General features: G+C 42.6%; 31 protein-coding genes and 2 pseudogenes. 10 read left to right on the plus strand and 23 right to left on the minus strand.

All coding sequences use genetic code 11. The annotated features are described in order from the left end of the window. On the plus strand, nt 1-573 hold a 573-nt coding region (locus K6984_RS23735; protein ID WP_230988271.1), incomplete at its 5' end, for a transposase. Between the two features lie 98 nt (nt 574-671). On the opposite strand, the gene glnK is transcribed toward K6984_RS23735, so the two are convergent. Next, on the minus strand, nt 672-1,010 hold the full coding sequence (glnK, locus tag K6984_RS23740; RefSeq protein WP_221897693.1) for a P-II family nitrogen regulator: 339 nt from the start codon (nt 1,008-1,010) through the stop codon (nt 672-674). 235 nt (nt 1,011-1,245) lie between these two features. After that, nucleotides 1,246-1,407: a hypothetical protein gene (locus K6984_RS23745; protein ID WP_221897694.1), complete on the minus strand. Its 162-nt coding sequence runs from the start codon at nt 1,405-1,407 to the stop codon at nt 1,246-1,248. Here K6984_RS23745 and K6984_RS23750 point away from each other — a divergent pair. Both K6984_RS23750 and K6984_RS23755 read left to right on the plus strand, forming a co-directional pair. Further along, nucleotides 1,364-1,618 (plus strand): hypothetical protein, encoded by a 255-nt coding sequence (locus tag K6984_RS23750; RefSeq protein ID WP_221897695.1) that lies wholly within the window; start codon nt 1,364-1,366, stop codon nt 1,616-1,618. The two genes, K6984_RS23745 and K6984_RS23750, sit on opposite strands and share 44 nt — an antisense overlap. A gap of 720 nt (nt 1,619-2,338) precedes the next feature. Then, nucleotides 2,339-3,559: a porin gene (locus tag K6984_RS23755; RefSeq protein WP_221897696.1), complete on the plus strand. Its 1,221-nt coding sequence runs from the start codon at nt 2,339-2,341 to the stop codon at nt 3,557-3,559. 163 nt (nt 3,560-3,722) lie between these two features. On the opposite strand, the pseudogene K6984_RS23760 reads toward K6984_RS23755, so the two are convergent. The 3 genes and pseudogenes from K6984_RS23760 to K6984_RS36555 all read right to left on the minus strand — a co-directional run. Continuing rightward, nucleotides 3,723-4,448 (minus strand): annotated as a pseudogene (locus tag K6984_RS23760) (IS701 family transposase); the annotation flags it as partial. Between the two features lie 19 nt (nt 4,449-4,467). After that, nucleotides 4,468-4,797, minus strand: a pseudogene (locus tag K6984_RS23765) (bile acid:sodium symporter family protein); the annotation flags it as partial. Nucleotides 4,798-4,994: 197 nt separating this feature from the next. Then, entirely contained in the window at nt 4,995-5,195 is a 201-nt protein-coding gene (locus K6984_RS36555) for a hypothetical protein (RefSeq protein ID WP_420831705.1), read from the minus strand. Here K6984_RS36555 and K6984_RS34740 point away from each other — a divergent pair. Further along, nucleotides 5,173-5,301 (plus strand): hypothetical protein, encoded by a 129-nt coding sequence (locus tag K6984_RS34740; protein WP_263458596.1) that lies wholly within the window; start codon nt 5,173-5,175, stop codon nt 5,299-5,301. The genes K6984_RS36555 and K6984_RS34740 overlap by 23 nt on opposite strands. 27 nt (nt 5,302-5,328) lie before the next feature. Next, nucleotides 5,329-5,472, plus strand: a complete 144-nt coding sequence (locus K6984_RS23770) for a hypothetical protein (RefSeq protein WP_221897699.1) — start codon at nt 5,329-5,331, stop codon at nt 5,470-5,472. 52 nt (nt 5,473-5,524) lie between these two features. Here K6984_RS23770 and K6984_RS36560 read toward each other — a convergent pair whose 3' ends face one another. Beyond that, nucleotides 5,525-5,806, minus strand: coding sequence for a hypothetical protein (locus K6984_RS36560; protein WP_420831706.1), 282 nt, complete (start codon nt 5,804-5,806; stop codon nt 5,525-5,527). Between K6984_RS36560 and K6984_RS23780 the strand changes: the two genes are divergently transcribed. Further along, nucleotides 5,763-5,978, plus strand: coding sequence for a hypothetical protein (locus K6984_RS23780; protein ID WP_221897700.1), 216 nt, complete (start codon nt 5,763-5,765; stop codon nt 5,976-5,978). The genes K6984_RS36560 and K6984_RS23780 overlap by 44 nt on opposite strands. Here K6984_RS23780 and K6984_RS23785 read toward each other — a convergent pair. The 5 genes from K6984_RS23785 to efp all read right to left on the minus strand — a co-directional run bounded on the left by K6984_RS23785 (nt 5,946) and on the right by efp (nt 11,314). After that, on the minus strand, nt 5,946-6,299 hold the full coding sequence (locus K6984_RS23785) for a hypothetical protein (protein ID WP_221897701.1): 354 nt from the start codon (nt 6,297-6,299) through the stop codon (nt 5,946-5,948). The genes K6984_RS23780 and K6984_RS23785 overlap by 33 nt on opposite strands. 18 nt (nt 6,300-6,317) lie before the next feature. Continuing rightward, nucleotides 6,318-7,007, minus strand: a complete 690-nt coding sequence (locus K6984_RS23790; protein ID WP_221897702.1) for an SDR family oxidoreductase — start codon at nt 7,005-7,007, stop codon at nt 6,318-6,320. A gap of 152 nt (nt 7,008-7,159) precedes the next feature. Further along, the gene (gene bamA, locus K6984_RS23795; RefSeq protein WP_221897703.1) at nt 7,160-9,520 is read right to left on the minus strand and encodes an outer membrane protein assembly factor BamA; all 2,361 of its coding nucleotides are present in this window, start codon (nt 9,518-9,520) and stop codon (nt 7,160-7,162) included. 209 nt (nt 9,521-9,729) lie between these two features. After that, nucleotides 9,730-10,707 carry an EF-P lysine aminoacylase EpmA gene (epmA, locus tag K6984_RS23800; protein WP_221897704.1) on the minus strand — a complete coding sequence of 326 codons (978 nt, stop codon included), beginning with the start codon at nt 10,705-10,707 and terminating at the stop codon, nt 9,730-9,732. A gap of 37 nt (nt 10,708-10,744) precedes the next feature. Then, nucleotides 10,745-11,314, minus strand: a complete 570-nt coding sequence (efp, locus tag K6984_RS23805; RefSeq protein ID WP_221897705.1) for an elongation factor P — start codon at nt 11,312-11,314, stop codon at nt 10,745-10,747. Nucleotides 11,315-11,397: 83 nt separating this feature from the next. Between efp and epmB the strand changes: the two genes are divergently transcribed. Further along, the gene (epmB, locus tag K6984_RS23810; RefSeq protein WP_221897706.1) at nt 11,398-12,381 is read left to right on the plus strand and encodes an EF-P beta-lysylation protein EpmB; all 984 of its coding nucleotides are present in this window, start codon (nt 11,398-11,400) and stop codon (nt 12,379-12,381) included. Here epmB and K6984_RS34745 read toward each other — a convergent pair. Next, nucleotides 12,374-12,496, minus strand: a complete 123-nt coding sequence (locus K6984_RS34745) for a hypothetical protein (protein WP_263458860.1) — start codon at nt 12,494-12,496, stop codon at nt 12,374-12,376. The two genes, epmB and K6984_RS34745, sit on opposite strands and share 8 nt — an antisense overlap. Between K6984_RS34745 and K6984_RS23815 the strand changes: the two genes are divergently transcribed. Next, nucleotides 12,453-12,620, plus strand: coding sequence for a hypothetical protein (locus K6984_RS23815; protein ID WP_221897707.1), 168 nt, complete (start codon nt 12,453-12,455; stop codon nt 12,618-12,620). The genes K6984_RS34745 and K6984_RS23815 overlap by 44 nt on opposite strands. A gap of 108 nt (nt 12,621-12,728) precedes the next feature. Here K6984_RS23815 and K6984_RS23820 read toward each other — a convergent pair whose 3' ends face one another. After that, nucleotides 12,729-13,202, minus strand: a complete 474-nt coding sequence (locus K6984_RS23820) for a carbohydrate-binding protein (protein WP_221897708.1) — start codon at nt 13,200-13,202, stop codon at nt 12,729-12,731. A 193-nt stretch (nt 13,203-13,395) separates the two neighbouring features. Further along, nucleotides 13,396-13,578, minus strand: coding sequence for a hypothetical protein (locus K6984_RS23825; RefSeq protein ID WP_221897709.1), 183 nt, complete (start codon nt 13,576-13,578; stop codon nt 13,396-13,398). On the opposite strand from K6984_RS23825, the gene K6984_RS23830 reads away from it, so the two are divergent. Then, complete coding sequence (locus tag K6984_RS23830) at nt 13,535-13,762, plus strand: hypothetical protein (RefSeq protein WP_221897710.1); 228 nt, start codon at nt 13,535-13,537, stop codon at nt 13,760-13,762. The two genes, K6984_RS23825 and K6984_RS23830, sit on opposite strands and share 44 nt — an antisense overlap. Here the strand turns inward: K6984_RS23830 and K6984_RS23835 are convergent. The 3 genes from K6984_RS23835 to K6984_RS23845 are packed head-to-tail and all read right to left on the minus strand — an operon-like array spanning nt 13,718 to nt 15,547. Beyond that, complete coding sequence (locus tag K6984_RS23835) at nt 13,718-14,140, minus strand: CBS domain-containing protein (RefSeq protein WP_221897711.1); 423 nt, start codon at nt 14,138-14,140, stop codon at nt 13,718-13,720. The two genes, K6984_RS23830 and K6984_RS23835, sit on opposite strands and share 45 nt — an antisense overlap. A gap of 31 nt (nt 14,141-14,171) precedes the next feature. After that, on the minus strand, nt 14,172-14,354 hold the full coding sequence (nqrM, locus tag K6984_RS23840) for a (Na+)-NQR maturation NqrM (RefSeq protein WP_221897712.1): 183 nt from the start codon (nt 14,352-14,354) through the stop codon (nt 14,172-14,174). Then, nucleotides 14,351-15,547, minus strand: a complete 1,197-nt coding sequence (locus tag K6984_RS23845; protein ID WP_230988272.1) for an FAD:protein FMN transferase — start codon at nt 15,545-15,547, stop codon at nt 14,351-14,353. Before K6984_RS23845 ends, nqrM begins: the two co-directional genes overlap by 4 nt. On the opposite strand from K6984_RS23845, the gene K6984_RS23850 reads away from it, so the two are divergent. Then, nucleotides 15,504-15,764 carry a hypothetical protein gene (locus K6984_RS23850; RefSeq protein ID WP_221897713.1) on the plus strand — a complete coding sequence of 87 codons (261 nt, stop codon included), beginning with the start codon at nt 15,504-15,506 and terminating at the stop codon, nt 15,762-15,764. The genes K6984_RS23845 and K6984_RS23850 overlap by 44 nt on opposite strands. On the opposite strand, the gene nqrF is transcribed toward K6984_RS23850, so the two are convergent. The 6 genes from nqrF to K6984_RS23880 are packed head-to-tail and all read right to left on the minus strand — an operon-like array spanning nt 15,744 to nt 21,697. Continuing rightward, entirely contained in the window at nt 15,744-16,964 is a 1,221-nt protein-coding gene (gene nqrF, locus K6984_RS23855) for an NADH:ubiquinone reductase (Na(+)-transporting) subunit F (protein ID WP_221897714.1), read from the minus strand. The two genes, K6984_RS23850 and nqrF, sit on opposite strands and share 21 nt — an antisense overlap. A gap of 12 nt (nt 16,965-16,976) precedes the next feature. Further along, on the minus strand, nt 16,977-17,585 hold the full coding sequence (gene nqrE, locus K6984_RS23860; protein WP_221897715.1) for an NADH:ubiquinone reductase (Na(+)-transporting) subunit E: 609 nt from the start codon (nt 17,583-17,585) through the stop codon (nt 16,977-16,979). Continuing rightward, nucleotides 17,585-18,265, minus strand: a complete 681-nt coding sequence (locus K6984_RS23865) for an NADH:ubiquinone reductase (Na(+)-transporting) subunit D (protein ID WP_221897716.1) — start codon at nt 18,263-18,265, stop codon at nt 17,585-17,587. The genes nqrE and K6984_RS23865 overlap by 1 nt, the downstream gene beginning before the upstream one ends. A gap of 9 nt (nt 18,266-18,274) precedes the next feature. Continuing rightward, nucleotides 18,275-19,150 (minus strand): Na(+)-translocating NADH-quinone reductase subunit C, encoded by an 876-nt coding sequence (locus K6984_RS23870; protein WP_221897717.1) that lies wholly within the window; start codon nt 19,148-19,150, stop codon nt 18,275-18,277. Beyond that, nucleotides 19,143-20,345 carry an NADH:ubiquinone reductase (Na(+)-transporting) subunit B gene (locus K6984_RS23875; RefSeq protein ID WP_221897718.1) on the minus strand — a complete coding sequence of 401 codons (1,203 nt, stop codon included), beginning with the start codon at nt 20,343-20,345 and terminating at the stop codon, nt 19,143-19,145. Before K6984_RS23875 ends, K6984_RS23870 begins: the two co-directional genes overlap by 8 nt. Further along, entirely contained in the window at nt 20,345-21,697 is a 1,353-nt protein-coding gene (locus K6984_RS23880) for a Na(+)-translocating NADH-quinone reductase subunit A (protein ID WP_221897719.1), read from the minus strand. The genes K6984_RS23875 and K6984_RS23880 overlap by 1 nt, the downstream gene beginning before the upstream one ends. Nucleotides 21,698-22,045: the final 348 nt, after the last annotated feature.

Here is a 22,045-nt window from a genome sequence, read left to right on the forward strand (position 1 = left end):
AAAAAGTACGTGCAGCGTCTGGGGTCAGCCACAGACATGGCAAAAATAGTACAACAAAAGGCCCGATCGTATACCGTGAATCTCTACGGAAAACAGCGTGAAGTCAGGGCTTATAGTCGCGTTGTCATGCTGAAAACATTGAAACGACCCGTTCAGGTTGTCTGGGTGTTTCGTCGCACACAGTGGATTGCTTTGTTTACGACCGATCTAAGTTTATCCGTCACACAGATTATTGAGTATTATGGTGCGCGATGGAAAATCGAATCCGGATTCAAAGAGCTCAAGCAAGACATAGGGAGTCAGAAAAGTCAGTGTCGAAATGCGCAGGCAGTGACCAACCATTTGAACTTCTGTATGATGGCAACAACGCTGACGTGGATTTACGCGGATCGTTTAAAAACCGATCCAGAACGTCGGCACAAAGTGAAGGGGCGAGCCAGTTTCGCCTTTTCAGATATCCGCCGCATCATTGACGAAGCGGCTTTGGATCCGGATTTTGAAAGGGTTTGCCCCAAATACAGCAGCTCCCCTGTAAATTCGGTGGTAGCCGTTTTATTACGAATGGTTGCTTGATGAATTTCTAAGAAACTTCAGTTAAGAAATAAAACGTATCTAATGCGTAGCTTAATTCTATTAATTTTTCCACTTTACACTCTCACTTTATCTAATAGTTATATTGCTTCATTACCGGTTTCACCAGTACGGATTCTAATCACCTGTTCCAGATTGGTGACAAATATTTTGCCATCACCAATTTTTCCCGTATTAGCCGCAGTAGCAATTGTTTCTATTGCCTGATCCAGTATTTCGTCGGACACTGCCACTTCAATTTTTGCTTTAGGTAAAAAACCTACAACATATTCAGCGCCACGGTACAGCTCTGTATGGCCTTTCTGACGACCAAAGCCTTTAACTTCGGTTACGGTTACTCCTGCTATACCTACATCAGACAAGGCCTCACGCACATCATCCAGTTTAAAGGGTTTAACAATTGCGGTAATCAATTTCATTTATGTCTCCGTTAATTAACAATTCATTTAACACTTAACAACAAGCACAGCCCATGCCAAAGATTTATACCATTGTTTTTAAAGTGTTTTTAATATTTCGCTAACAACTCTGTGTTAACTCAGCTGAAATAATCGCACCAAAATGATGCGCAACTCCATGTAACCCTGTTTAATATTTGGACATTTAACAGCACCAACCTTATACATTGCTCGCAGCATATTTTCTAATTTACTACTATAAACCGATATATTCTACTTTTTCAGTATGATTATAACTTTGAACCCAGGCGCGCCATGCTACCTCACGAAATTCCGGGACTCCTGTCGCCATAATTCGCTCACCTACGCAGCGGATGGGAGATGCTCTGAACGCCCTGCGTCCGCAACGACTACGCACAAAAGCCGCTTCGTCATTACTACCTCACTGGCTGGACGGCTATTCGGAATGCAATTCTTGCTCCTCTCGCGTGCTGCTAGCACACGTCGAATCAGCGAATTGCCCTGTCGCCTATCAGGGACTAAAAATCACCACTTCGCTAAGCTACGTTTCCATGATTTTCAGCGATTGTCAGTCAGCTGGTTTTATATTTCAGCCCTTAAGGTCTTAGTATTAATGCAGCTTGACGGAATAAAGTTACCAAGATTGCGAAGAAAATTTGATTCTGGACAACTATCTCAAGAGGAGCACAGTCATTCTAAGTAACGATAGAGGTCGTTTAGTCAGGAGTAAAAAGGCAAGAAAGGTTAGTAGTTTTTTTCGTTAGACTGCCTAAGGTAGCTCGCAACAAATAACCCACCCACCTTGCCTGTCTTTTTGTCCGTCTTCTGCGTTGTAGGAATAGTTACATAGCCGGCTATTCACCTCTTTCTACGCCTTGAAGGCGAACAAAAATCCCGCGCAATATTGGTAGGTTATTTATTGCGTTTTACCTAAGTTTCGTACTGCAAAAGATCCCCCCTGAATATATACTTCGCGCGGTCACAACTGCGGATTTCTAACGACTGAGTTTTTGCCAATAGCGGCGTTGCTAAAACAGTTGCGTAGCCAGCTATGCGCCTGTTTTAGCGCCTTGCCCTCGACAAAAATCAGTGCACTATAAATTCCGCATCCGTGACCGCGCGAAGTATAACTAATGGGCCGCCTCATAATGGAACTTATTGCTCTACTTTGGTGCAAACAGACAAATCCAATATTCGCCTTCACCTCCTATCTTTATGACTTACAGTGCTTTATTACAAGTGGCATTATTAATGCTTGCTAGACTAAGATATGTGACACCTGTAAGATAATGCAGTATTTTTTAATAAAAACTAGGACTTAACGACCTATGAACAAGAAACAAATATTTAAGCGTACTCTACTCAGTAGCGCGCTGCTCACAGCAAGCCTGCAAGTAGTTGCTGCTGATGATTTTCATTACCTGCTAACGTCTGACAGCCTATTTACAGGCCTTATCAATGACACTGCTTTTATGCAAGACACAGGCTTTAAAGTGGGCATGTGGGCATCTGCAGGTATTACCGGTAATACAAATGGCGGCAAATCAGCTAATGGCGGAGCCTTTAATAATTCACCCATTCAATTCAATGACCGTGTTAATGAAGTCGTCTTCAATCAGCTAAACTTCTATATTGAACGAGCAGTCACCAAAGGCGACAAATGGGATGTTGGTATGCGCATGGATTTCTTGTATGGGGCTGATGCCAACAATACCCAGGCATCTGGCTGGGATGATGCATGGTGGGTTAATAATGCAGGTGGCTACTACAATATAGCAATGCCACAATTATATATGGAAGTCTACGCACCTTTAGGCAATGGCGTTACCGCTAAACTAGGACATTTCTACACCACGATCGGCTATGAAGTCGTCCCATCACCTGATAATTTCTTCTATTCACATGCCTATACCATGAACTATGGCGAACCATTTACCCATACAGGTGCCTTGCTTAGCTATGATATCGATGATAACTGGTATGTCAATGGTGGAGCAGTGATGGGCTGGGATAATATGACTGATTATGCTGGCGCGTGGAGTTTTCTAGGGGGCACTAGCTGGACGAGTGATAGCCAGGCTACATCTGTAACAGTGCAATTAATCAGTGGAGACATTAGCGACACAGAGGCTAGCAATAGAACCATGTACAGCATTGTTGCAACCCATGACTTCACCGAAAATTTCCATTATGTATTTCAACATGACTTTGGTACAACGAGAGGTACTACAAGGATTTCTCCTAATGGAAATGGTCCTGTAAGTGCCGGTAACTGGTTTGGTATTAACCAATATTTTGTCTACGACATAATGGATGAACTTAGCGTTGGACTACGTGCAGAATGGTTTAATGACAAAGGCGGTGCGCAAAAAGTAAATGCAGTTGGCGCAAATTACCTTGCTGCCTCTTTCGGTGTCAACTACACGCCACTTCCCTGGCTTAAACTACGCCCGGAACTTCGCTTAGACTGGGCTGATGAAAAAGTATTTAATGGTAATACTGGCAATGATCAAGTCGAATTTGCTATGGATATGATTATTACTTTCTAATCAGCTTGATACGATTTATCATTAAAAAGTCTGGATGTAGAAAAATAATATTCTTAACCTCTAAAGCAATCATCAGTGTTCTCCTGTCAATTGAGGCCGTGAAACTAACCTCGCCACAAGAGAGCTCATAAAGCACTGTAAACTGAAGTTTCTTAGAAATTCATCAAGCAACCATTCGCAATAAAACGGCTACCACCGAATTTACAGGGGAGCTGCTGTATTTGGGGCAAACCCTTTCAAAATCCGGTTCCAAAGCCGCTTCGGCAATGATGCGGCGGATATCTGAAAAGGCGAAACTGGCTCGCCCCTTCACTTTGTGCCGACGTTCCGGATCGGTTTTTAAACGACCCGCGTAAATCCACGTCAGCGTTGTTGCCATCATACAGAAGTTCAAATGGTTGGTCACTGCCTGCGCATTTCGACACTGACTTTTCTGACTCCCTATGTCTTGCTTGAGCTCTTTGAACCCGGATTCGATTTTCCATCGCGCACCATAATACTCAATAATCTGTGTGACGGATAAACTTAGATCGGTCGTAAACAAAGCAATCCACTGTGTGCGACGAAACACCCAGACAACCTGAACGGGTCGTTTCAATGTTTTCAGCATGACAACGCGACTATAAGCCCTGACTTCACGCTGTTTTCCATAGAGATTCACGGTATACGATCGGGCCTTTTGTTGTACTGTTTTTGCCATGTCTGTGGCTGACCCCAGACGCTGCCCGTACTTTTTATTCCGCCCCCTCTGCTTGGGTTTTCTTTTTTCTGGACGATCGTACAGTACATTATTGCACCTTAACCTAGAGAGAATATTAAACCGGCTTCCGATAGCCAAGTCTCTCATTAAATGCTTATGTACAAAAAAACCTGGCGGCACAGGTATCAGCTAATTGAATTGTACTAGGTTATTGTTTGCCTCGCCAGTACACCGCTAATAACGAGCCGGAAATATTATGCCAGATACTAAATATTGCCCCAGGCAGTGCCGCTGCGGCAGAAAAATATTGCATTGCCAATGCAACACTGAGTCCTGAATTTTGCATACCGACCTCTATGCTAACCGTGCGGCAGGTAACTGCATCATATTTTAATAATCTTGGAATAAAGTAACCTACTGTCATACCGAGTAAATTATGCAGCGCTACTGCAACAATAACCGGCAACGCAAGCGTGGCAATATTTTGCTGGTTTAAAGCAACGATAATCGCAATAATAAGCACGATCGCCATACTGGAAAAAACCCCAGCAGCTTATGAGCTGAAGTTTCCCAATAATTATTTATGGTAAAATTGAAACTATGCTACAACTATATGAAAAAAAATAGTCTTTTCATTCGTTTCAAATGCTATTGCCTAAGGGGAATTAAGTAGGGGTTTGCTATAAAACCACCTAAAATAAACCTCGATACACCAGCATTGTGTATTTCAGCTACTCAATAATTGGGAAACTTCAGCTTATGAGTTAAGTGTGCGTAAAACGAGTTAATCGTAGTACCCGCCAGCACCGGCAATAATACAATTAGCAAGATACTGCGCATCATGCTTGCCACTGGCACCTCGACACTCTGGTTCAGGTACAGATAACTTAATACTCTCGGGGAGTCGCTATTTTTGCGAAAGCTTGTTTTGGGCATCCCAGCCCAAGCAAGCAGCAAAAACTTAACGCGACCACTTATGCCTCCGGCGGCCCCGATTCGTCCTCGTCACCTCGTCCCGACCCAACAAGGGGTCGGAACATAGGCTCCAAATGACTTGACGCCGTGTCGGATGGCCTTTTATTTTGTCTCCACCTTCGCTAACGCTCAGACTCCGACAAAACAACGGCCCTACGGCTATCGCGGACTAAAAGTCTTCACTTCGCTAAAGCTCCGTTTCCAGGATTTTCAGCGGATGTTCAAGTTTTTTAACTGATTGATTTTATTGATAATCTTACTGACAAAGAAAGCATCAACATCATTGTAAATCAATCACTTATGAAACAAAGCCGGAAAAATTTACTTTTCTTAGCCCAGTTATAGCTGAAAACTTGAACATCGAGTAATAGCGGCATCGCCAGCACTGCACACAGAGTTGATGCCATGGTCATTAAGATAGATAAGGCAACATTCCCCTTAGCCAAATAACAGATAACACAGGCGCGCCATGCTACCTCACGAAATTCCGGGACTCCTGTCGCCATAATTCGTTCACCTACGCAGCGGATGGGAGATGCCCTGAACGCCCTGCATCCGCAACGACTACGCACAAAAACCGCTTCGTCATTACTACCTCACTGGCTGGACGGCTATTCGGAATGCAATTCTTGCTCCTCTCGCGTGCTGCTAGCACACGTCGAATCAGCGAATTGCCCTGTCGCCTATCAGGGACTAAAAATCACCACTTCGCTAAGCTACGTTTCCATGATTTTCAGCGTTTGAGGCTGTGCCTCCCGCACTGCAACCTACTAGCACCATGTCTATGGTTTGCGCTGTGGACAATTCCTGTGCCTGTGCCAGTAGATAGGCAAACAAGGGCATAAAGGTAAATTGTATGCCAAGGGTGAGCAGGATAACCAGCGGCTGCTTTAGTGCTGCCCTAAAATTCTGCCAGTTCAGGGTCATGCCCATTAAGAACATAACCACGGCGAGCAATGGGATAATCGCACTTTTGGCCGCGACAAAGTTTGCCGGATATAAGTAGGCAATAACAGAACATAGCATTGCGGTTAGTGGAAATAAAGCAATCAGTTTATTATTCATTGCTTGTACGCCTTCAACTTACCAGGGCATAGGCAGTCCATTATATTTAATAAAGCTGCCGGTTTGCGACAGTTCGAATTTCTGCATCACCCGCCTCATGCCAGCGATGCTTTCATCCACATCTATCAAACCATGCGGACCACCCATATCGGTTCTGACCCAGCCAGGATGAAAGATAAGTACGCCGGTTCCCTGTTGGCGAAAATCAAATGACAGGCTTTTCATCGCAGCATTTAGCGCAGCTTTGCTGGAGCGATGAATATAACTGCCACCACTGCTATTATCTGCCATGCTACCCATTAAGCTACTAATGGCAACAAACAGCCCTTGCTCACTTAAAGCCAGATTGCCAGCAAAAACTTCAGCCAGTTTTAAAGCGCCAAACACATTGACTTCCATCGCAGTTTGCCAGTGCTGATAATCAATAGCACCCAGCCCATAACGTTCACCATAAACACCCGCATTGGAGATTAATATATCTATAGTTACGTCTTTTAACTCTGCTGCAAGTGCGTCTATTTGCTGATGATTCTGTACATCTAGCTGGACGATACGCAGGTGCTTAGAGTGACCTGCCAATTGCGCTAATGCCGTTGCTGATTCAGGATTACGACAGCAAGCGATAACATGCCAGCCAGCCTGTGCATATTGACGGCTAAATTCCAGACCCAGGCCTCGATTTGCGCCGGTGATTAAGACTGTTTGCATAAGTGTATTTTCTCGTTTCTTAGTATCGTAGGCTGGGCTAGATTATCAAGCGCAGCGCTGATAACGTAACCCAGCATATTGCATATATCCGAAGGTGCTGGGTTACGTTTTGTTACAATGCAAAAAAATCTAACCCTAGTTACAATAATACATTAAAACTGCGAGCCAAAATTGAATTGAAATGATTGCAGCTGATCACCTGGTTGAGCATTCAGAGGAATTGCATAACTGACCTGTAAAGCACCAAAAGGTGATAACCATTTGGCTGCTATCCCGGTTGAATATCTGAAATCCTTAAATGAAAAACCAGGTTTTACAGTATCAAAACTTTCATCCGATTTTTTCTGAATATAAGGGCCTTGAATCGACCCTATATCAAAAAAGGCCATGATTCGAACCGAGTCAACATCGGGCATAAAAGGGATAGGAAAAATAAGTTCCGTGTTTCCTATCATTTTAATATTACCCCCATAAGGTCTGGGTTGAGAACCATCATTTAGATCACAAGTCCCATTACAGTGATCACGCGGTCCTATAGTATTTTGCCTCCAGCCTCGAACCGAGTTCACTCCACCCGCAAAATAATTCTCAAAGAAAGGCAAAGTCTCAGTGTCTCCATAGCCATTACCATAAGCAACAGAAGCCATCAATTTTAAAACCAGGTCTTTTGCGAGAGGAAAATAATGCTGATCTTTTGCACTCACTTTATAATAGGTCAAATCACTGCCCGGAATTGTCACTAAACCTGAAACACGTTGTTGACTACCTACCGTTGGAAAAATAGCTTTATTCAGCGTATCACGCACCCATCCCATAGATAAAGGAAAGTTTAAAAAACTATCCCCATTTGCAGCAATCCAGACCGGTAGTTCAGGAGGAGAAAATTGCCCCTGCTTAAGTTTGGTATGTTTAATATTAAAACCAAGACTAAATCGTTGGTTTTCATTAAGTGGAAAACCAAAGTTAAACCCACCACTGATCACGTCAGTTAAATAATTTGAAATATTAGCTTGTTGTGCATCAGTTGTTTTAAATAGGAAGTTATAACCTAGACTAACCCCGTCCCGTGTAAAATAGGGATTAGTGAAACCAAGGCTATAGAGCGTCGAAACATTACTTTTATTAAAATTAACACTGACTCGCTTACCCGAACCAAAGATATTGTCCTGAGTCACACTGGCATTATAGATAATTCCCTGGGTTTGCGAATAACCAATACCGGCCATTAGATTACCCGAGGATTTTTCAGTCACTGCAAAGTTTAAGTCTAGCTGGTCACGCGTACCTGGCACTTTAGGTGTTTCTATACCAACATTTTCAAAATAGCCTAGGCGATTTAAGCGTGCTTTAGAGCGCTCGATTTTAAGTGACGATGCCCAAGCCCCTTCCATCTGACGCATCTCTCTGCGCAGCACTGCGTCGCGGGTTTTAGTATTACCATGCATGCTAATACGCCTAACATAGGCACGATTAGCAGGGTCTACAAAAAATGTCATATCGACAATTTTAGTGTCGTTATGAATATCCGGCACCATATTGACATTGGCAAATGCATAGCCTTCTTCTCCCAGCCGATCAGAAATTGCCTTCGAGGTCAGAGTTGCATTTTTCCGTGAAAAAACTTCAGTCGGCCCCACCAGTAGCAGAGCAATTAGCTCTTCAGGATCGACTACTAGATTACCGCTGAGCTTAACACTGCCCAGAGTAAACAAGTCGCCCTCTTCGATATTCACCACCACATAAATATCTTTTTTATCCGGTGTAATCGAAACCTGGGTAGATTTGATATTAAAGTTAATATAACCACGATCCAGATAGTAGGAGCGTAAGCGCTCTAAATCGGCAGATAGTTTTTGCTTGGAGTATTGATCATCTTTGGTATAAAAAGACAGCCAGCCAGTGACGCTTAATTCAAAATTCTTTATTAAGTCCTTTTCGGAGAAAACTTTGTTACCAATTATGTTGACAGACTTTATTTTTGCGACCACACCTTCTGATATATTGATATTGATACTGACCCTGTTTCTTTCCAGCGGCAAAACATTGGTATCAATTTTTAAGCTATATTTACCATGACTAAAATACTGACGGCGTAATTCCTGTTCTACTTTATCCAGTATTTGCCGGTTAAACACCTTGCCTTTAGCCAGCCCAATAGTCGTTAATGCGGTTAATAAATCTTCAGTTTTCAGATCATCATTACCTTCTATCTCGATTTCAGCGATGGAAGGACGCTCCTGCACTTCGACCAGTAATACGTCACCTTCACGCCCCATGGAAATATCCTGGAAGAACCCGGTTTTAAACAAGGCTCTGATCGCAGGTGCGATGTTTTTATCCAGTAATTTTTCACCTATATTCACCGGCAGATAATTGAATACCGTACCCACTGATATGCGCTGCAAGCCTGTGACACGGATATCTTGTACGATAAAGCCCGGCTCTTCACTATATGCAATGGAAGGTAGTGACAATAACAGCAAAAATAATGGCAGAAAAACTTTAAATTTCATGTACTAGTCGTAGCAGAAGAAAATCCGTAAAAACAAAAAACTGGCCCCTAAGGAGCGAGAATTCAATAATACCCGAGTCTGATTGGTCTTTTGACTCCATCGGCTCACTAGAAAAATAGTTGCGTAGTCTGCTATGCGCCAGTTTTCCTAGCACGCCTGTGAAACCAAAATCCTGCGTCATACTTGCAGGTACTCTTAAGCCCTCACTCCTAAGCATTTTCAATAGGAAATGCTAAAACCTCATCGATATGATTTTTCTGGCTGATAACCATCAATAATCGGTCTATACCCATGGCGATACCCGAGCAATCTGGCAGACCACTTTGTAGCGCCGCTAAAAAGTGCAGATCCTTACTCACCGCAATAGCCCCATTTTTCTCTCGCAATGCAATCTCCTGATCAAAGCGACTCTCCTGTTGCTTTACATCGGCTAATTCATGATAGCCATTCGCAAGTTCAATACCATCAATAAACACTTCCACACGTGCCACAGTAAGCGGTTTGCCAGTATTTAAACGTGCCAGCGAAGGCAGGCAAGCGGGATAATCATAAACCATACATACGCCGGTTTCTCCCAAGTGCTGTTGCACGCAATGACTAAATAAAAAATCCAGCCAGGTAGCATGATCATCAGTACAGATATTAATCGCCTCTGAAAACCCCAGTCTCTTTGCGCTATGGCTATAGATCCCCCGGTCAAACTGCAGTGCATCCAATCCGGTGTATTGCTGAAAAACCTGTTGATAGCTAATCCGCTCTGCAGGCTCTGCGAAGCGGTCAGCGGGTAATAATCGGTCTAACAATAGCTCTACATCATCCATCAGTTGCGCTAAGTCATAGCCGACCCGGTACCACTCCAGCATACTGAACTCAGGGTTATGCAAACGTCCTGACTCGCCGTTCCTAAATGCCCTGATTATCTGGTAAATAGAGCCTGTCTGTGCAGCTAACAGGCGTTTCATGGCAAACTCTGGAGAAGTTTGCAGATATAAAGCCTGCTGCTTACCCGAAAGTTGACTGGTGGCAAAAAAATCTAAATGCGGGTCAGTTCCAATCGCATGGCACAGTATTGGCGTTTCAACTTCCAGTACATTTTCAGCATAAAAATACTGCCTGATTACATGCAGTAACTTAGCGCGTAACTGGATTATCTCAATCGAGCAAGCAGGTTGCCAGCTTATTGTCATTTGCTATTTATCGAATTGCTGTCACTAGTTATCTAGTTTAAGCTTTTGCCCGCGAAACATATTCCCCAGTGCGGGTATCTACCTTAACTACTTCGCCGATCTGCACAAATAATGGCACACGCACCACAGCCCCAGTTTCTAATGTCGCTGGCTTACCGCCACCACCTGATGTATCACCTTTTAGACCAGGGTCAGTTTCAGTTATTTCCAATTCAACAAAATTAGGCGGAGTCACTGAAATAGGCGCATCATTCCATAAAGTTAAAATACACATCGCCTGGTCTTTTAGCCATAATTTAGCATCGGCAACCGCAGTCTCATCCGCCTGATACTGGTCAAAAGATTCTGGATCCATAAAATGAAAAAACTCGCCATCATTGTACAAAAACTGCATATCTAACTCGACGACATCCGCACCTTCAAGCGATTCACCTGACTTAAATGTGCGTTCAATTACTCGTCCTGTTTTTAGGTTTCTAAATTTAACGCGGTTAAAAGCCTGCCCTTTTCCCGGTTTAACAATCTCATTCTCGATAATAGAACAAGGGTCACCATCCAGCATTAACTTTAATCCACCCTTGAACTCACTTGTACTGTAATTCGCCATTTATATCTCTAATATGTCCGCTTAAATTTTTGCTATTATACCTTGCATCATTTGAATTCTGTAGAATATTCCATATTTAAATTATGACAGCACACTTACCTAGCTGGCAAAAAGACCTGGCTGCAGGCTTTAGCAATCCAGAAGCTTTACTCCAATATCTAAAGCTGGATTTCAAGGCATATTCAGCTCAGGCCAGGGATGATTTTTCTATGCGTGTACCTCTGAGTTATGCAGCCTGCATGCAAAAAGGCGAACCCAGCGACCCACTACTGATGCAGGTTTTGCCAATTGCTGATGAACTGAATAACCCAGTTGATTTTCAGGATGACCCGGTCGGTGATTTGGCTGCTATTACTGAAAATTGCATAATCCACAAATATCAGGGCAGAGTCTTATTAATTATCACTGGCGGATGTGCAATTAATTGTCGCTTTTGTTTTCGACGTAACTTTCCGTATGCCAACGTACAACTGAATACACAAAAGGAAGGGATAGCTCTGAACTACATCCGGGGTAATTCCACTATTCATGAAGTGATTTTAAGCGGGGGTGATCCCCTGCTGTTAAGTGACCAGAGGCTAAAGGCTTTACTGCAGAAGTTATCTAGTATTGCGCATATAAAGCGCATACGCATCCACACGCGCTTGCCTATTGTGTTGTCCACTCGCGTAACAACCGAACTTATTAGAATATTAAATAACTTACCCATCCCGGTTATTATGGTTATGCATTGTAATCATGCGCATGAACTAAGTGAGCAGGTGATCACAGCATGTCTGGCATTAAAGCAGCCGAATATTACCTTATTAAATCAATCGGTATTGCTCAAAGGTATTAATGATAACGCGCAAGTATTGCAAGCGTTAAGTGAAAAGTTGTTTACGACGGGAGTTCTGCCCTATTATTTGCACTTATTAGATAAGGCGAAGGGGACTGCACATTTTGAAATGAGCCAGATAAAGGCAATTAAGTTACATCAGAAATTACAACAGGTATTGCCTGGGTATCTGGTGCCTAAGTTAGTAAAGGAACAGCAAGGGGAAGTAGCAAAAACATTGATTATATAGCACAGGCGCGCCATGCTACCTCACGAAATTCCGGGACTCCTGTCGCCATAATTCGTTCACCTACGCAGCGGATGGGAGATGCCCTGAACGCCCTGCGTCCGCAACGACTACGCACAAAAGCCGCTTCGTCATTACTACCTCACTGGCTGGACGGCTATTCGGAATCCAATTCTTGCTCCTCTCGCGTGCTGCTAGCACACGTCAAATCAGCGAATTGCCTGTCGCCTATCAGGGACTAAAAATCACCACTTCGCTAAGCTACGTTTCCATGATTTTCAGCGGGAGTAAAAAAGCTTTAGCTTTTTTCTAATAATAACAATAGCTAAAGCTATTGTGCTCCATAGGTTCTATGCCAGACGCAATTGCGCTAATGAAGCAAAAGCTTTCTGGTTATTAATGTCAGGATTGATACTTAGTTCCAGTTCTGTCACTGCAGCAAATTCTACGCTATAGTCTTCGGTTTCACTGATTGCTCCCGATGGGCTAAAATTCCACTGCTGACGCACTACTTCCTGAAACGACTGGCCATTATCGGATGAACAACGCATCCTGAATTCCTGAGTACGTTCTGCATTCGTCTCTGCAAAGCATAACCAGATACGTGTAAGTTTTTGCGGTGTAGCAAACATTATACGGATCACTTGCTGGCCTGGTTCAATAGCACGCCAGCCTGATGACTGTCCCGGTATTAGCGCGGACTCAATTGGGTAAGCAACATCTTCAGAGCTGATTTCTACTTCTGCAATTGCCTCCAGGTCTAACCAGGCATCATCAGGTGTCGACCTGTTATTTTTATCAGTGCTAATAATTCGTTTACGCATCTTGCTGCCTTATGTTGTTAAGATAGAGTGAAGCATCAAGCAGGATATGTTAATAGTTGCATAAGTTTTCGCAGTATAAAAGATTCTTCACTAGCGAATTGATAACAATCTACATGCGAGAGCTTATGGGAAATTATTAACGTGTAGTGTGTCTCTTATAATTTCAATTTTACCATGAAGCTCGTGAAGGACATTAAGGACATTCTTTTCCTTCAATATCTTCATGGCCTTCATGGTATTTTTTTTGCATAAGGGAGCTGGAACAGGCGCGCCATGCTACCTCACGAAATTCCGGGACTCCTGTCGCCATAATTCGTTCACCTACGCAGCGGATGGGAGATGCCCTGAACACCCTGCGTCCGCAACGACTACGCACAAAAGCCGCTTCGTCATTACTACCTCACTGGCTGGACGGCTATTCGGAATGCAATTCTTGCTCCTCTCGCGTGCTGCTAGCACACGTCGAATCAGCGAATTGCCCTGTCGCCTATCAGGGACTAAAAATCACCACTTCGCTAAGCTACGTTTCCATGATTTTCAGCGTAAGCCGTTGTTGCTAAGGCTCTCAGTATATCGGTACGACTAATAATGCCGACCAAATCCTTGTCGCGATACACTGGAAAACTTCTGACCGAGGTATTCTGGAATTTTTCAGCCAAGTCCACAATGCTCATTTCGGCTTCGACCTTAACCACATCAGCAGTCATATACTCAGTTACATTTCCAGCGCTGCTCTGATTATAAGCGACTTCCAGAACCATTTTCAGGGCATCTTTCTCAGAAAACATGCCAATCACTTTATCATGTTCATCAAATACTGGCGCACCAGTAATTTTATGATCAAGAATTTTTTTTATTGCATCAATGCCAGTCATCTCTTTAGTTAATTTAATTAACCGCGTGGTCATATAATCTGCAACTGTAATTTTTGCCAACATAGTCCTCTCCTTCTCTAATGAAATAAAACTATTAACCAGCTTCCGCCTCAGCTTCGATTTTCTTTCTTTTATCACATTTTTCAACACAAATACAATTTCCAGCACCTGTACCGCCACATGAGCCTTTAATTGCATTGCGACCTAAAATTACACCGATAGCCATTATCACAATGACTATCAGCATAAACGCAAATGTCACTAAAAAATATATCATTGCTCTACCTTTGTCTGCTCAGAAAATGCAGGGGTCTCTTTTTCGACAAATCCTTGATCAGTTTTAATTATAAAAAAGGCTACCAACTTTTGTTGCTCAGCAATTTTATACCCCTCTTCCTCACCCAATACCATTAAGGCAGTCGCCCAGGCATCGGCTTTCATTGTAGTATCGCTTAAAACGGTCACAGATGCCAGTTTATGTGTAATTGGATAACCCGTTCGAGGATCTATCGTATGCGAAAAACGCTTGCCATCCTGCTCAAAAAAGTTCCGGTAATCACCTGATGTTGCCATGGCAATATCTGTAATAGGTAAAACTCGCTGTAATTCACGCTTTTCTGCATTAGGCTTCTCAATGGCAATGTGCCAGTTTTCACCCTGCAGGTTTTTCCCTTTTAAGTACAGCTCACCACCAATTTCCACCATATAATCAGTGATGCCCTGCTTATCTAATACTTTAGCGACTTCATCGACAGCATAGCCTTTTGCTAGAGAAGATAAATCGATTGCTACATCCGGTTTGGTTTTACTAAGTGTTGTTATGCGCTTATTGATCACTAAATTTTTATAATTAACGACCTCTAGCACTTGCTGAATTTCTTCTGCTTTGGGTGCCTTATTGTCCGTCTTCTCAGGACCAAAGCCCCATAAATTAACTAGTGGTGCGACAGTAATATCAAATGCCCCATTGGATAATTCACTGATTTCCTGAGCCTGCAACATAACTTTTTCTAATTCAGGCGTTATAAATGTAGCTCCGGGATTGGGTGAGCTATTAATTAGCGCTACTTCTGAATCGCTAATATAAGTAGACATACGCTGATTTATTTCATCCAGGCGATTCTTAATAAGCGTCTCTAGTCTATAGGTCTTAACGCCCTGGGGTAACTGACTAGCTTTTACTGAAAAACTCGTGCCCATCGTTGGGCCTGAAAAGTTAAACGGGTATTTTTCTACACTATTATTTGCACAGCCTGATAACAAAAAAACGAGAATCAAGCTCAAGCTTAACCCTCGTTTAGAGATTATTTTTTTCATTGTTATTCTTTGTAAGTATATGTTACATATGAAGCATAGACAGGCGCGCCATGCTACCTCACGAAATTCCGAGACTCCTGTCGCCATAATTCGTTCACCTACGCAGCGGATGGGAGATGCCCTGAACGCCCTGCGTCCGCAACAACTACGCACAAAAGCCGCTTCGTCATTACTACCTCACTGGCTGGACGGCTATTCGGAATGCAATTCTTGCTCCTCTCGCGTGCTGCTAGCACACGTCGAATCAGCGAATTGCCCTGTCGCCTATCAGGGACTAAAAATCAACACTTCGCTAAGCTACGTTTCCATGATTTTCAGCGGTGTGCTTAGCCCACCCTACATCCATTATTTAACCGCCAAAATCATCTAACATGATATTTTCTGGCTCAACGCCATTTTCAATCAACATGTTAATCACTGATGAATTCATGATTGGAGGTCCACACATGTAGAATTCACAATCCTCTGGAGCTGGATGGTTTTTAATAAACTCTTCAAACAAGACATTATGAATAAAACCGGTATAACCTTCCCAGTTATCTTCTGGCAATGCATCAGACAAAGCACAATGCCATTCAAAGTTATCATTTTCGGCCGCCAACATATCAAAATCTTCTACGTAGAACATTTCACGCTTACTACGCGCGCCATACCAAAATGACATTTTACGTTTTGATTTTAAGCGACGCAGTTGATCAAAGATATGCGAACGCATGGGTGCCATACCTGCTCCACCACCGACAAATACCATTTCAGCATCTGTCTCTTTAGCAAAGAACTCACCATAAGGACCTGAAATAATACATTTATCTCCTGGTTTCAGGTCAAAGATATACGATGACATAATACCTGGAGGTACTGAATCAGGTGCACCAGGTGGTGGTGTAGCGATACGTACATTGAGCATAATTTCTTTTTCTTCAGGATAAGAAGCCATTGAATATGCACGCAAAGCATCTTCTTTTACATCAGAAGTATAACGCCATAAGTCAAACTTATCCCAGTCTTCACGAAATTCTTCTTCTATGTCGAAGTCAGAATATTTCGCAATATGCGGTGGACATTCAATCTGAATATAGCCACCTGCCCGATAGTTGATTTCTTCACCCTCAGGCAGAGTTAAAACCAATTCTTTAATAAATGTCGCTACGTTGTGATTGGATTTAACTGTACATTCCCATTTTTTAACCCCGAAGACACTGTCTTCGACTTCAATGTTCATGTCGTGCTTAATCGCAACCTGACAAGCCAGACGCTCACCTTCTGCTGCTTCACGCTTGGTAATATGTCCTAATTCAGTGGGCAGAATCTCACCGCCACCTGAGTGGATTTTAACTTTACATTGCGCACACGTTCCACCACCACCACAGGCAGACGGGACAAATAAGCCGACATCGGCAAGTGCGGTTAATAATTTACCACCGACTGGAACATGAATTTTTTTCTCATCATTGATAAGAATTTCCACATCGCCAGAGGCAACGAGTTGACTCTTTGCACCGATAATAATAAATACCAGTGCAATCACGATCACCGTGAAAATAATAATTCCTAATGCAATCTCTAGCATTACGATACCTTCTTAAAGTTGAATTCCAGAGAAAGCCATGAAGCCAAGTGACATCAGACCCGCGCTAATAAATGTAATTCCCAGACCCTCCAGGCCTTTAGGAATATCACTGTATTTTAGTTTTTCACGTACACCTGCCATTACAGTAATTGCCAGTGCCCAGCCAAAACCACTACCGATACCGTAAACAACACTTTGAGTGAAGTCGTAGTCTCGTTCAATCATAAACAAACTACCACCCAGAATTGCGCAGTTAACAGTGATCAATGGTAAAAATACGCCCAATGCATGATACAAGGCAGGAAAGAATTTATCTAAAATCATTTCCAGCATTTGTACTAATGCAGCAATCATACCGATACAGCTTAATAATGCTAAAAAGCTTAAATCAACACCGGTAATGCCCATCCATGACAAAGCATCTTCTTTAAGTAATGTATGATAAATAATATTATTAACCGGAACAGTAATAGTCTGTACAACCATTACCGCAATACCTAATCCTATCGCTGTCGAAATCTTTTTTGATACCGCAAGAAAGGTACACATTCCCAGAAAGAATGCCAAAGCCAGGTTTTCAATGAAAACTGCTTTGATAAACAAACTAATATAAGCTTCCATTAGTGATGCCCTCCTTCACCATGAGCAATTGCCATAATTTTAAAATCAGCGGCTTCATTTTGCTCAGGCTTCCATTGACGGAAAACCCAGATAATAATACCAATAATAAAAAATGCACTCGGTGGCAATAGCATTAAGCCGTTTGGATCATACCAGCCACCATCTTTAGTTAAGGTAAAAACATCAATACCCAGTAATTTACCCGAACCAAGCAGTTCTCTAAAAAATGCAACAATAATCAAGATTAAGCTATAACCCAAGCCATTACCAATACCATCGATAAAACTCGCCATCGGCGGATTTTTCATAGCATAGGCTTCAGCACGCCCCATCACGATACAGTTAGTGATAATCAAGCCAACAAAAACCGATAATTGCTTACTGATTTCATAAGCAAAGGCTTTTAGAATTTGGTCAACCACGATAACCAGTGAAGCGATAATCGTCATCTGCACAATAATACGAATACTACTCGGAATATGGTTACGGATGGAGCTAATCGCGGCACTCGAACAAGCGGTTACTGCGGTCAATGCCACTGCCATAATCAAAGACGTAGACATTTGCGATGTCACCGCCAAGGCAGAGCAGATACCCAATACTTGCAGAGTAATCGGATTGTTATTGACCAGTGGATCGATCAGTGTTTTCTTTGTTTCGTCATTCATAACGGCACTCATAATAACCTCCTAGCCCTTAGTTTTTACTTTATCCAGATAAGCCTTAAAACCTTCCCGACCCATCCAGTATTTAACAAGATTAGTAACACCGACACTAGTAAGTGTCGCACCCGCCAAACCATCAACCTTATATTCAGCACCTGGTTTAGATGTATCAACCACGCCTTTGGCTAAACCTAAAGCAACCTGCCCAGATCCATCATAGAGTTTTTTACCTTGCCATAATGCACGCCAGTTAGGATTGACTACCTCGCCACCCAGTCCTGGAGTTTCAGCCTGGTCATAAAAGTTAATGCTCTGTACTGTCTCGCCATCGGCATCTAGGGCAAGAAAGCCGTACATAGTTGACCATAAACCATAACCATGCACAGGCAGGATAATAGACTTAATGGTTTCACCGTCTTTAACTAGGTAGACTTTAGCAATTTTTGCACGTTTTTTAATGCTGGCAATGTCCTGATTAGGTGTTAAAGCAACACTTAGCTCAGGATCTTTTGCAGCTTTACGTTGATCGTAGGCAACCACATCACCCTCAACATAATCACCCGTAGCAACATCCACTAATTTAGCTTCAATTTGCTGCGCAAAAGCCGTGTGTATATCAGTGTCCTCTTGCAAAAGACCTGCGACATCGAGAATATTCTTCTTCATATCCATCGCTTTGTTTTCAATTTGCAGTGGTCTTAATGCAACCGCTGCGAATGAAACCAGAATCGCACAAACAAAACTTAGTGCCAAAGCAACTGAAACAGTCTTTTGCAAACTATCATTACTTAAGCTTAGAACTTTTTCCCAGTACTTTTTTAATTTCTGATAATGCTCGCAATTGTCCAGATTTTCACAAAGCGGCCCTAAATACTTACATAGTTTATTTTCGTTAGGCATGACGTTTTATCCTTCTATTAATATTTTCCTGAACGACAAAATAATCAATCACAGGCGCAAACATATTAGCGAATAAAATAGATAACATCATGCCTTCCGGGAAGGCAGGGTTTACTACTCGCACTAATACAACCATCACACCAATTAAGGCTCCAAATATCCAGCGGCCAGTATTAGTAGATGCTGCTGAGACTGGGTCGGTTGCCATATATACCATTCCAAAGGCAAAACCACCTAAGGTTAAATGCCAGTAAAAAGGCATGGCAAACATTGGATTGGTATCACTACCAATAATGTTAAACAATAATGAAGTCGCGACCATTCCTCCTAGTACGCCGCCCATAATACGGTATGACGCAATACGTGTATAGAGCAGGAATGCCGCACCAATTAGAATTGCAAGCGTCGATGTTTCACCGATAGAACCCGGTATAAAGCCCATAAAACTCTGAAACCAGCCATATCCTGCCGCATTAACCGCATCAATTCCACCTTGTGCAGCGATACCCAGAGGCGTTGCCATGGTATAGCCATCCACACCAACCCAGGCAGTATCACCTGAAATTGCAGCGGGATAAGCAAAGAATAAAAATGCACGTCCGGTTAGAGCAGGGTTTAAAAAGTTCTTACCGGTACCACCAAAGACTTCTTTACCGATCACAATACCGAATGAAATACCTAAAGCAACCTGCCATAAAGGCATATCTGGAGGTAAAATTAAGGTATATAACATCGAAGAAACAAGGAAACCCTCATTCACCTCATGTCCACGAACCGTGGCAAATAACACTTCCCATACACCACCCACTGCTAATGTAATCAGGTAGATAGGTAGGAAAAACAAAGCGCCGTGAACAAAATTGGAAATAGGGTTCATTGGACTGTAACCAAACAATGACATAGGAATACTACGCCAGTTGGTAGTCTCGCTTAAGCCCATTGCTTCTATCGCCAAATTAGCCTGATAACCTGAGTTATACATTGCCATTAACACGGCAAAGAAGGTTGCGATAACCACAAACGTCATAGTACGCTTCAGGTCATTACCATCGCGTACATGTGTCGTGCCACGCGTGACATCTGCAGGGGTATAAATAAAAGTATCGACCATCTCATAGAGACCGTAATACCTCTCCAGCTTGCCGCCTTTGGTAAAGACCGGCTCAATACTATCTAATAAAGATCTAGCATTCATTAGCCTTCCTTCTCGATTTTAGTTAAGTTAGCCCGTAACACAGGCGCAAAATCATGTTTGCCCGGATCAACGAAGGTAAACAAAGAAACATCTTCCTCATCTAGCTCCAGACAACCTAATAGTTGTGCCTGATCTGTATCGCCAACCACCATCGCTTTTAATAAAGGCGTGGCTAATATATCCATAGGCATGACTGATTCAAAAACACCCACCGGTACAATCGCTCTATTCGAGCCGTTTTTATCGGTCGTTAATGGAAACAATCGTCCTGAAGCACGATCTTTACTCGAAGTATAAACATTCATTGCAGAATACTTATCTTTACCTGCGACTATCCAGCCAAATAATTCACGTTCACGGCCTTCGCGTAATGCTGAAACCTGATTGCTGTAACAACCTAGAAATGCAGCCCATCCAGTGGCTTCACGACCGTATAAAACAGAACCGGAAATAACCCTATTTTCACCATCATTTAACTGGCCCTGTACTAAATCATCCGTATTAGCACCCAGGCGGGTACGGATCAAGCGCGGCTCTTTTACTGCAGGACCTGCCAGGGAAATAACACGTTCAACATTGAGTTTACCGGTAGTAAATAATGCACCAATAGCAATAACAGCTTGATAATCCAGATACCATACCGATTTATCAACATTCACCGGATCGATGAAATGGATATGTGTACTCGGTAAGCCTGCGGGGTGCGCACCAGAAAACTCAGCAACTTCAACAGTCGCAATAGCGCCATCCGGAATATCCGCTCCCGTTGCTTTGCAAAGACAGGTTTTGCCTCCGCTTAATTTAGCAATTGCTGTCAAACCATTGATAAAATCGTCACTACGCTCATTAATAATTACAGCTGGGTCTGCCGCGAGTGGACGAGTATCAATTGCAGTAACAAAGATAGAACTAGGCGTGCTATTAGGTGCAGGAATCTTGCCGTAAGGACGTGCTCTAAGCATTGTCCAGAGTCCAGAAGCAACAAGGTTTGCGGTAATCTGTTCAGCTGTTAGATTCGGGATTTCCTGAGCTGGATACTTCTGAAACGACTCCTGTAATTTTCCCTTTAATTCAATTACAACGGATTGTAGAACCCGTTTCTCTCCACGATGGATGGTTTTTACTGTACCTGCGCCAGGTGCGGTAAAAATAACGCCAGGATTCTTTTTATCTTCAAAAAGAGCCTGACCTAATGTTACTTTATCACCCTCAGCAACCAGCATTTTAGGCTTCATGCCCACATAATCCATCCCCAAGATGGCAACAGATGAAACCTGATTACCCTCTTCAATGGCCTGTTTGGGCGTCCCGGTAATCGGAAGATCCAAACTTTCTTTTATAGTAAATTGCATAGTAAATAAGCCTGTTGTCCAGACAAGTTGAGGTTAACCCCCCTTAATTTTCTAGCTCACCGAAAACAAGAGGCACTTCAATACGAAAAACCCCAATATTATCCCATAAAAGACAGCCTTGCTCAATCAGAGTTCTTCAGCAAAACTCGATAAAAACTTATTTTTTAGCATGAAGAACATACAGCTACTGAAGACAAATTTAGAAAATACATATATAAATAGATATTGTGAATACCTGAATTCAGGATACATCCACATATACATCCTTTGAAAATTAACGAACGTATATTTTAAATACCTTATACTCGATGTTCAAATTTTTGATATTGAGAAGGTAAAATCAGGTAT

The organism is Bathymodiolus japonicus methanotrophic gill symbiont (assembly GCF_019721995.1).
Taxonomy (GTDB): Bacteria; Pseudomonadota; Gammaproteobacteria; order Methylococcales; family Methylomonadaceae; genus Methyloprofundus.

Bases quoted from the DNA above. Each gene is read 5' to 3' on its own strand.
- glnK (WP_221897693.1), bottom strand. From the start codon at position 1,010: ATGAAATTGATTACCGCAATTGTTAAACCCTTTAAACTGGATGATGTG.
- K6984_RS23750 (WP_221897695.1), top strand. From the start codon at position 1,364: ATGGGAGATGCTCTGAACGCCCTGCGTCCGCAACGACTACGCACAAAA.
- K6984_RS23755 (WP_221897696.1), top strand. From the start codon at position 2,339: ATGAACAAGAAACAAATATTTAAGCGTACTCTACTCAGTAGCGCGCTG.
- K6984_RS36555 (WP_420831705.1), bottom strand. From the start codon at position 5,195: ATGCCCAAAACAAGCTTTCGCAAAAATAGCGACTCCCCGAGAGTATTA.
- K6984_RS23770 (WP_221897699.1), top strand. From the start codon at position 5,329: ATGGCCTTTTATTTTGTCTCCACCTTCGCTAACGCTCAGACTCCGACA.
- K6984_RS23780 (WP_221897700.1), top strand. From the start codon at position 5,763: ATGGGAGATGCCCTGAACGCCCTGCATCCGCAACGACTACGCACAAAA.
- K6984_RS23785 (WP_221897701.1), bottom strand. From the start codon at position 6,299: ATGAATAATAAACTGATTGCTTTATTTCCACTAACCGCAATGCTATGT.
- K6984_RS23790 (WP_221897702.1), bottom strand. From the start codon at position 7,007: ATGCAAACAGTCTTAATCACCGGCGCAAATCGAGGCCTGGGTCTGGAA.
- bamA (WP_221897703.1), bottom strand. From the start codon at position 9,520: ATGAAATTTAAAGTTTTTCTGCCATTATTTTTGCTGTTATTGTCACTA.
- epmA (WP_221897704.1), bottom strand. From the start codon at position 10,707: ATGACAATAAGCTGGCAACCTGCTTGCTCGATTGAGATAATCCAGTTA.
- efp (WP_221897705.1), bottom strand. From the start codon at position 11,314: ATGGCGAATTACAGTACAAGTGAGTTCAAGGGTGGATTAAAGTTAATG.
- epmB (WP_221897706.1), top strand. From the start codon at position 11,398: ATGACAGCACACTTACCTAGCTGGCAAAAAGACCTGGCTGCAGGCTTT.
- K6984_RS23815 (WP_221897707.1), top strand. From the start codon at position 12,453: ATGGGAGATGCCCTGAACGCCCTGCGTCCGCAACGACTACGCACAAAA.
- K6984_RS23820 (WP_221897708.1), bottom strand. From the start codon at position 13,202: ATGCGTAAACGAATTATTAGCACTGATAAAAATAACAGGTCGACACCT.
- K6984_RS23830 (WP_221897710.1), top strand. From the start codon at position 13,535: ATGGGAGATGCCCTGAACACCCTGCGTCCGCAACGACTACGCACAAAA.
- K6984_RS23835 (WP_221897711.1), bottom strand. From the start codon at position 14,140: ATGTTGGCAAAAATTACAGTTGCAGATTATATGACCACGCGGTTAATT.
- nqrM (WP_221897712.1), bottom strand. From the start codon at position 14,354: ATGATATATTTTTTAGTGACATTTGCGTTTATGCTGATAGTCATTGTG.
- K6984_RS23850 (WP_221897713.1), top strand. From the start codon at position 15,504: ATGGGAGATGCCCTGAACGCCCTGCGTCCGCAACAACTACGCACAAAA.
- nqrF (WP_221897714.1), bottom strand. From the start codon at position 16,964: ATGCTAGAGATTGCATTAGGAATTATTATTTTCACGGTGATCGTGATT.
- nqrE (WP_221897715.1), bottom strand. From the start codon at position 17,585: ATGGAAGCTTATATTAGTTTGTTTATCAAAGCAGTTTTCATTGAAAAC.
- K6984_RS23865 (WP_221897716.1), bottom strand. From the start codon at position 18,265: ATGAGTGCCGTTATGAATGACGAAACAAAGAAAACACTGATCGATCCA.
- K6984_RS23870 (WP_221897717.1), bottom strand. From the start codon at position 19,150: ATGCCTAACGAAAATAAACTATGTAAGTATTTAGGGCCGCTTTGTGAA.
- K6984_RS23875 (WP_221897718.1), bottom strand. From the start codon at position 20,345: ATGAATGCTAGATCTTTATTAGATAGTATTGAGCCGGTCTTTACCAAA.
- K6984_RS23880 (WP_221897719.1), bottom strand. From the start codon at position 21,697: ATGCAATTTACTATAAAAGAAAGTTTGGATCTTCCGATTACCGGGACG.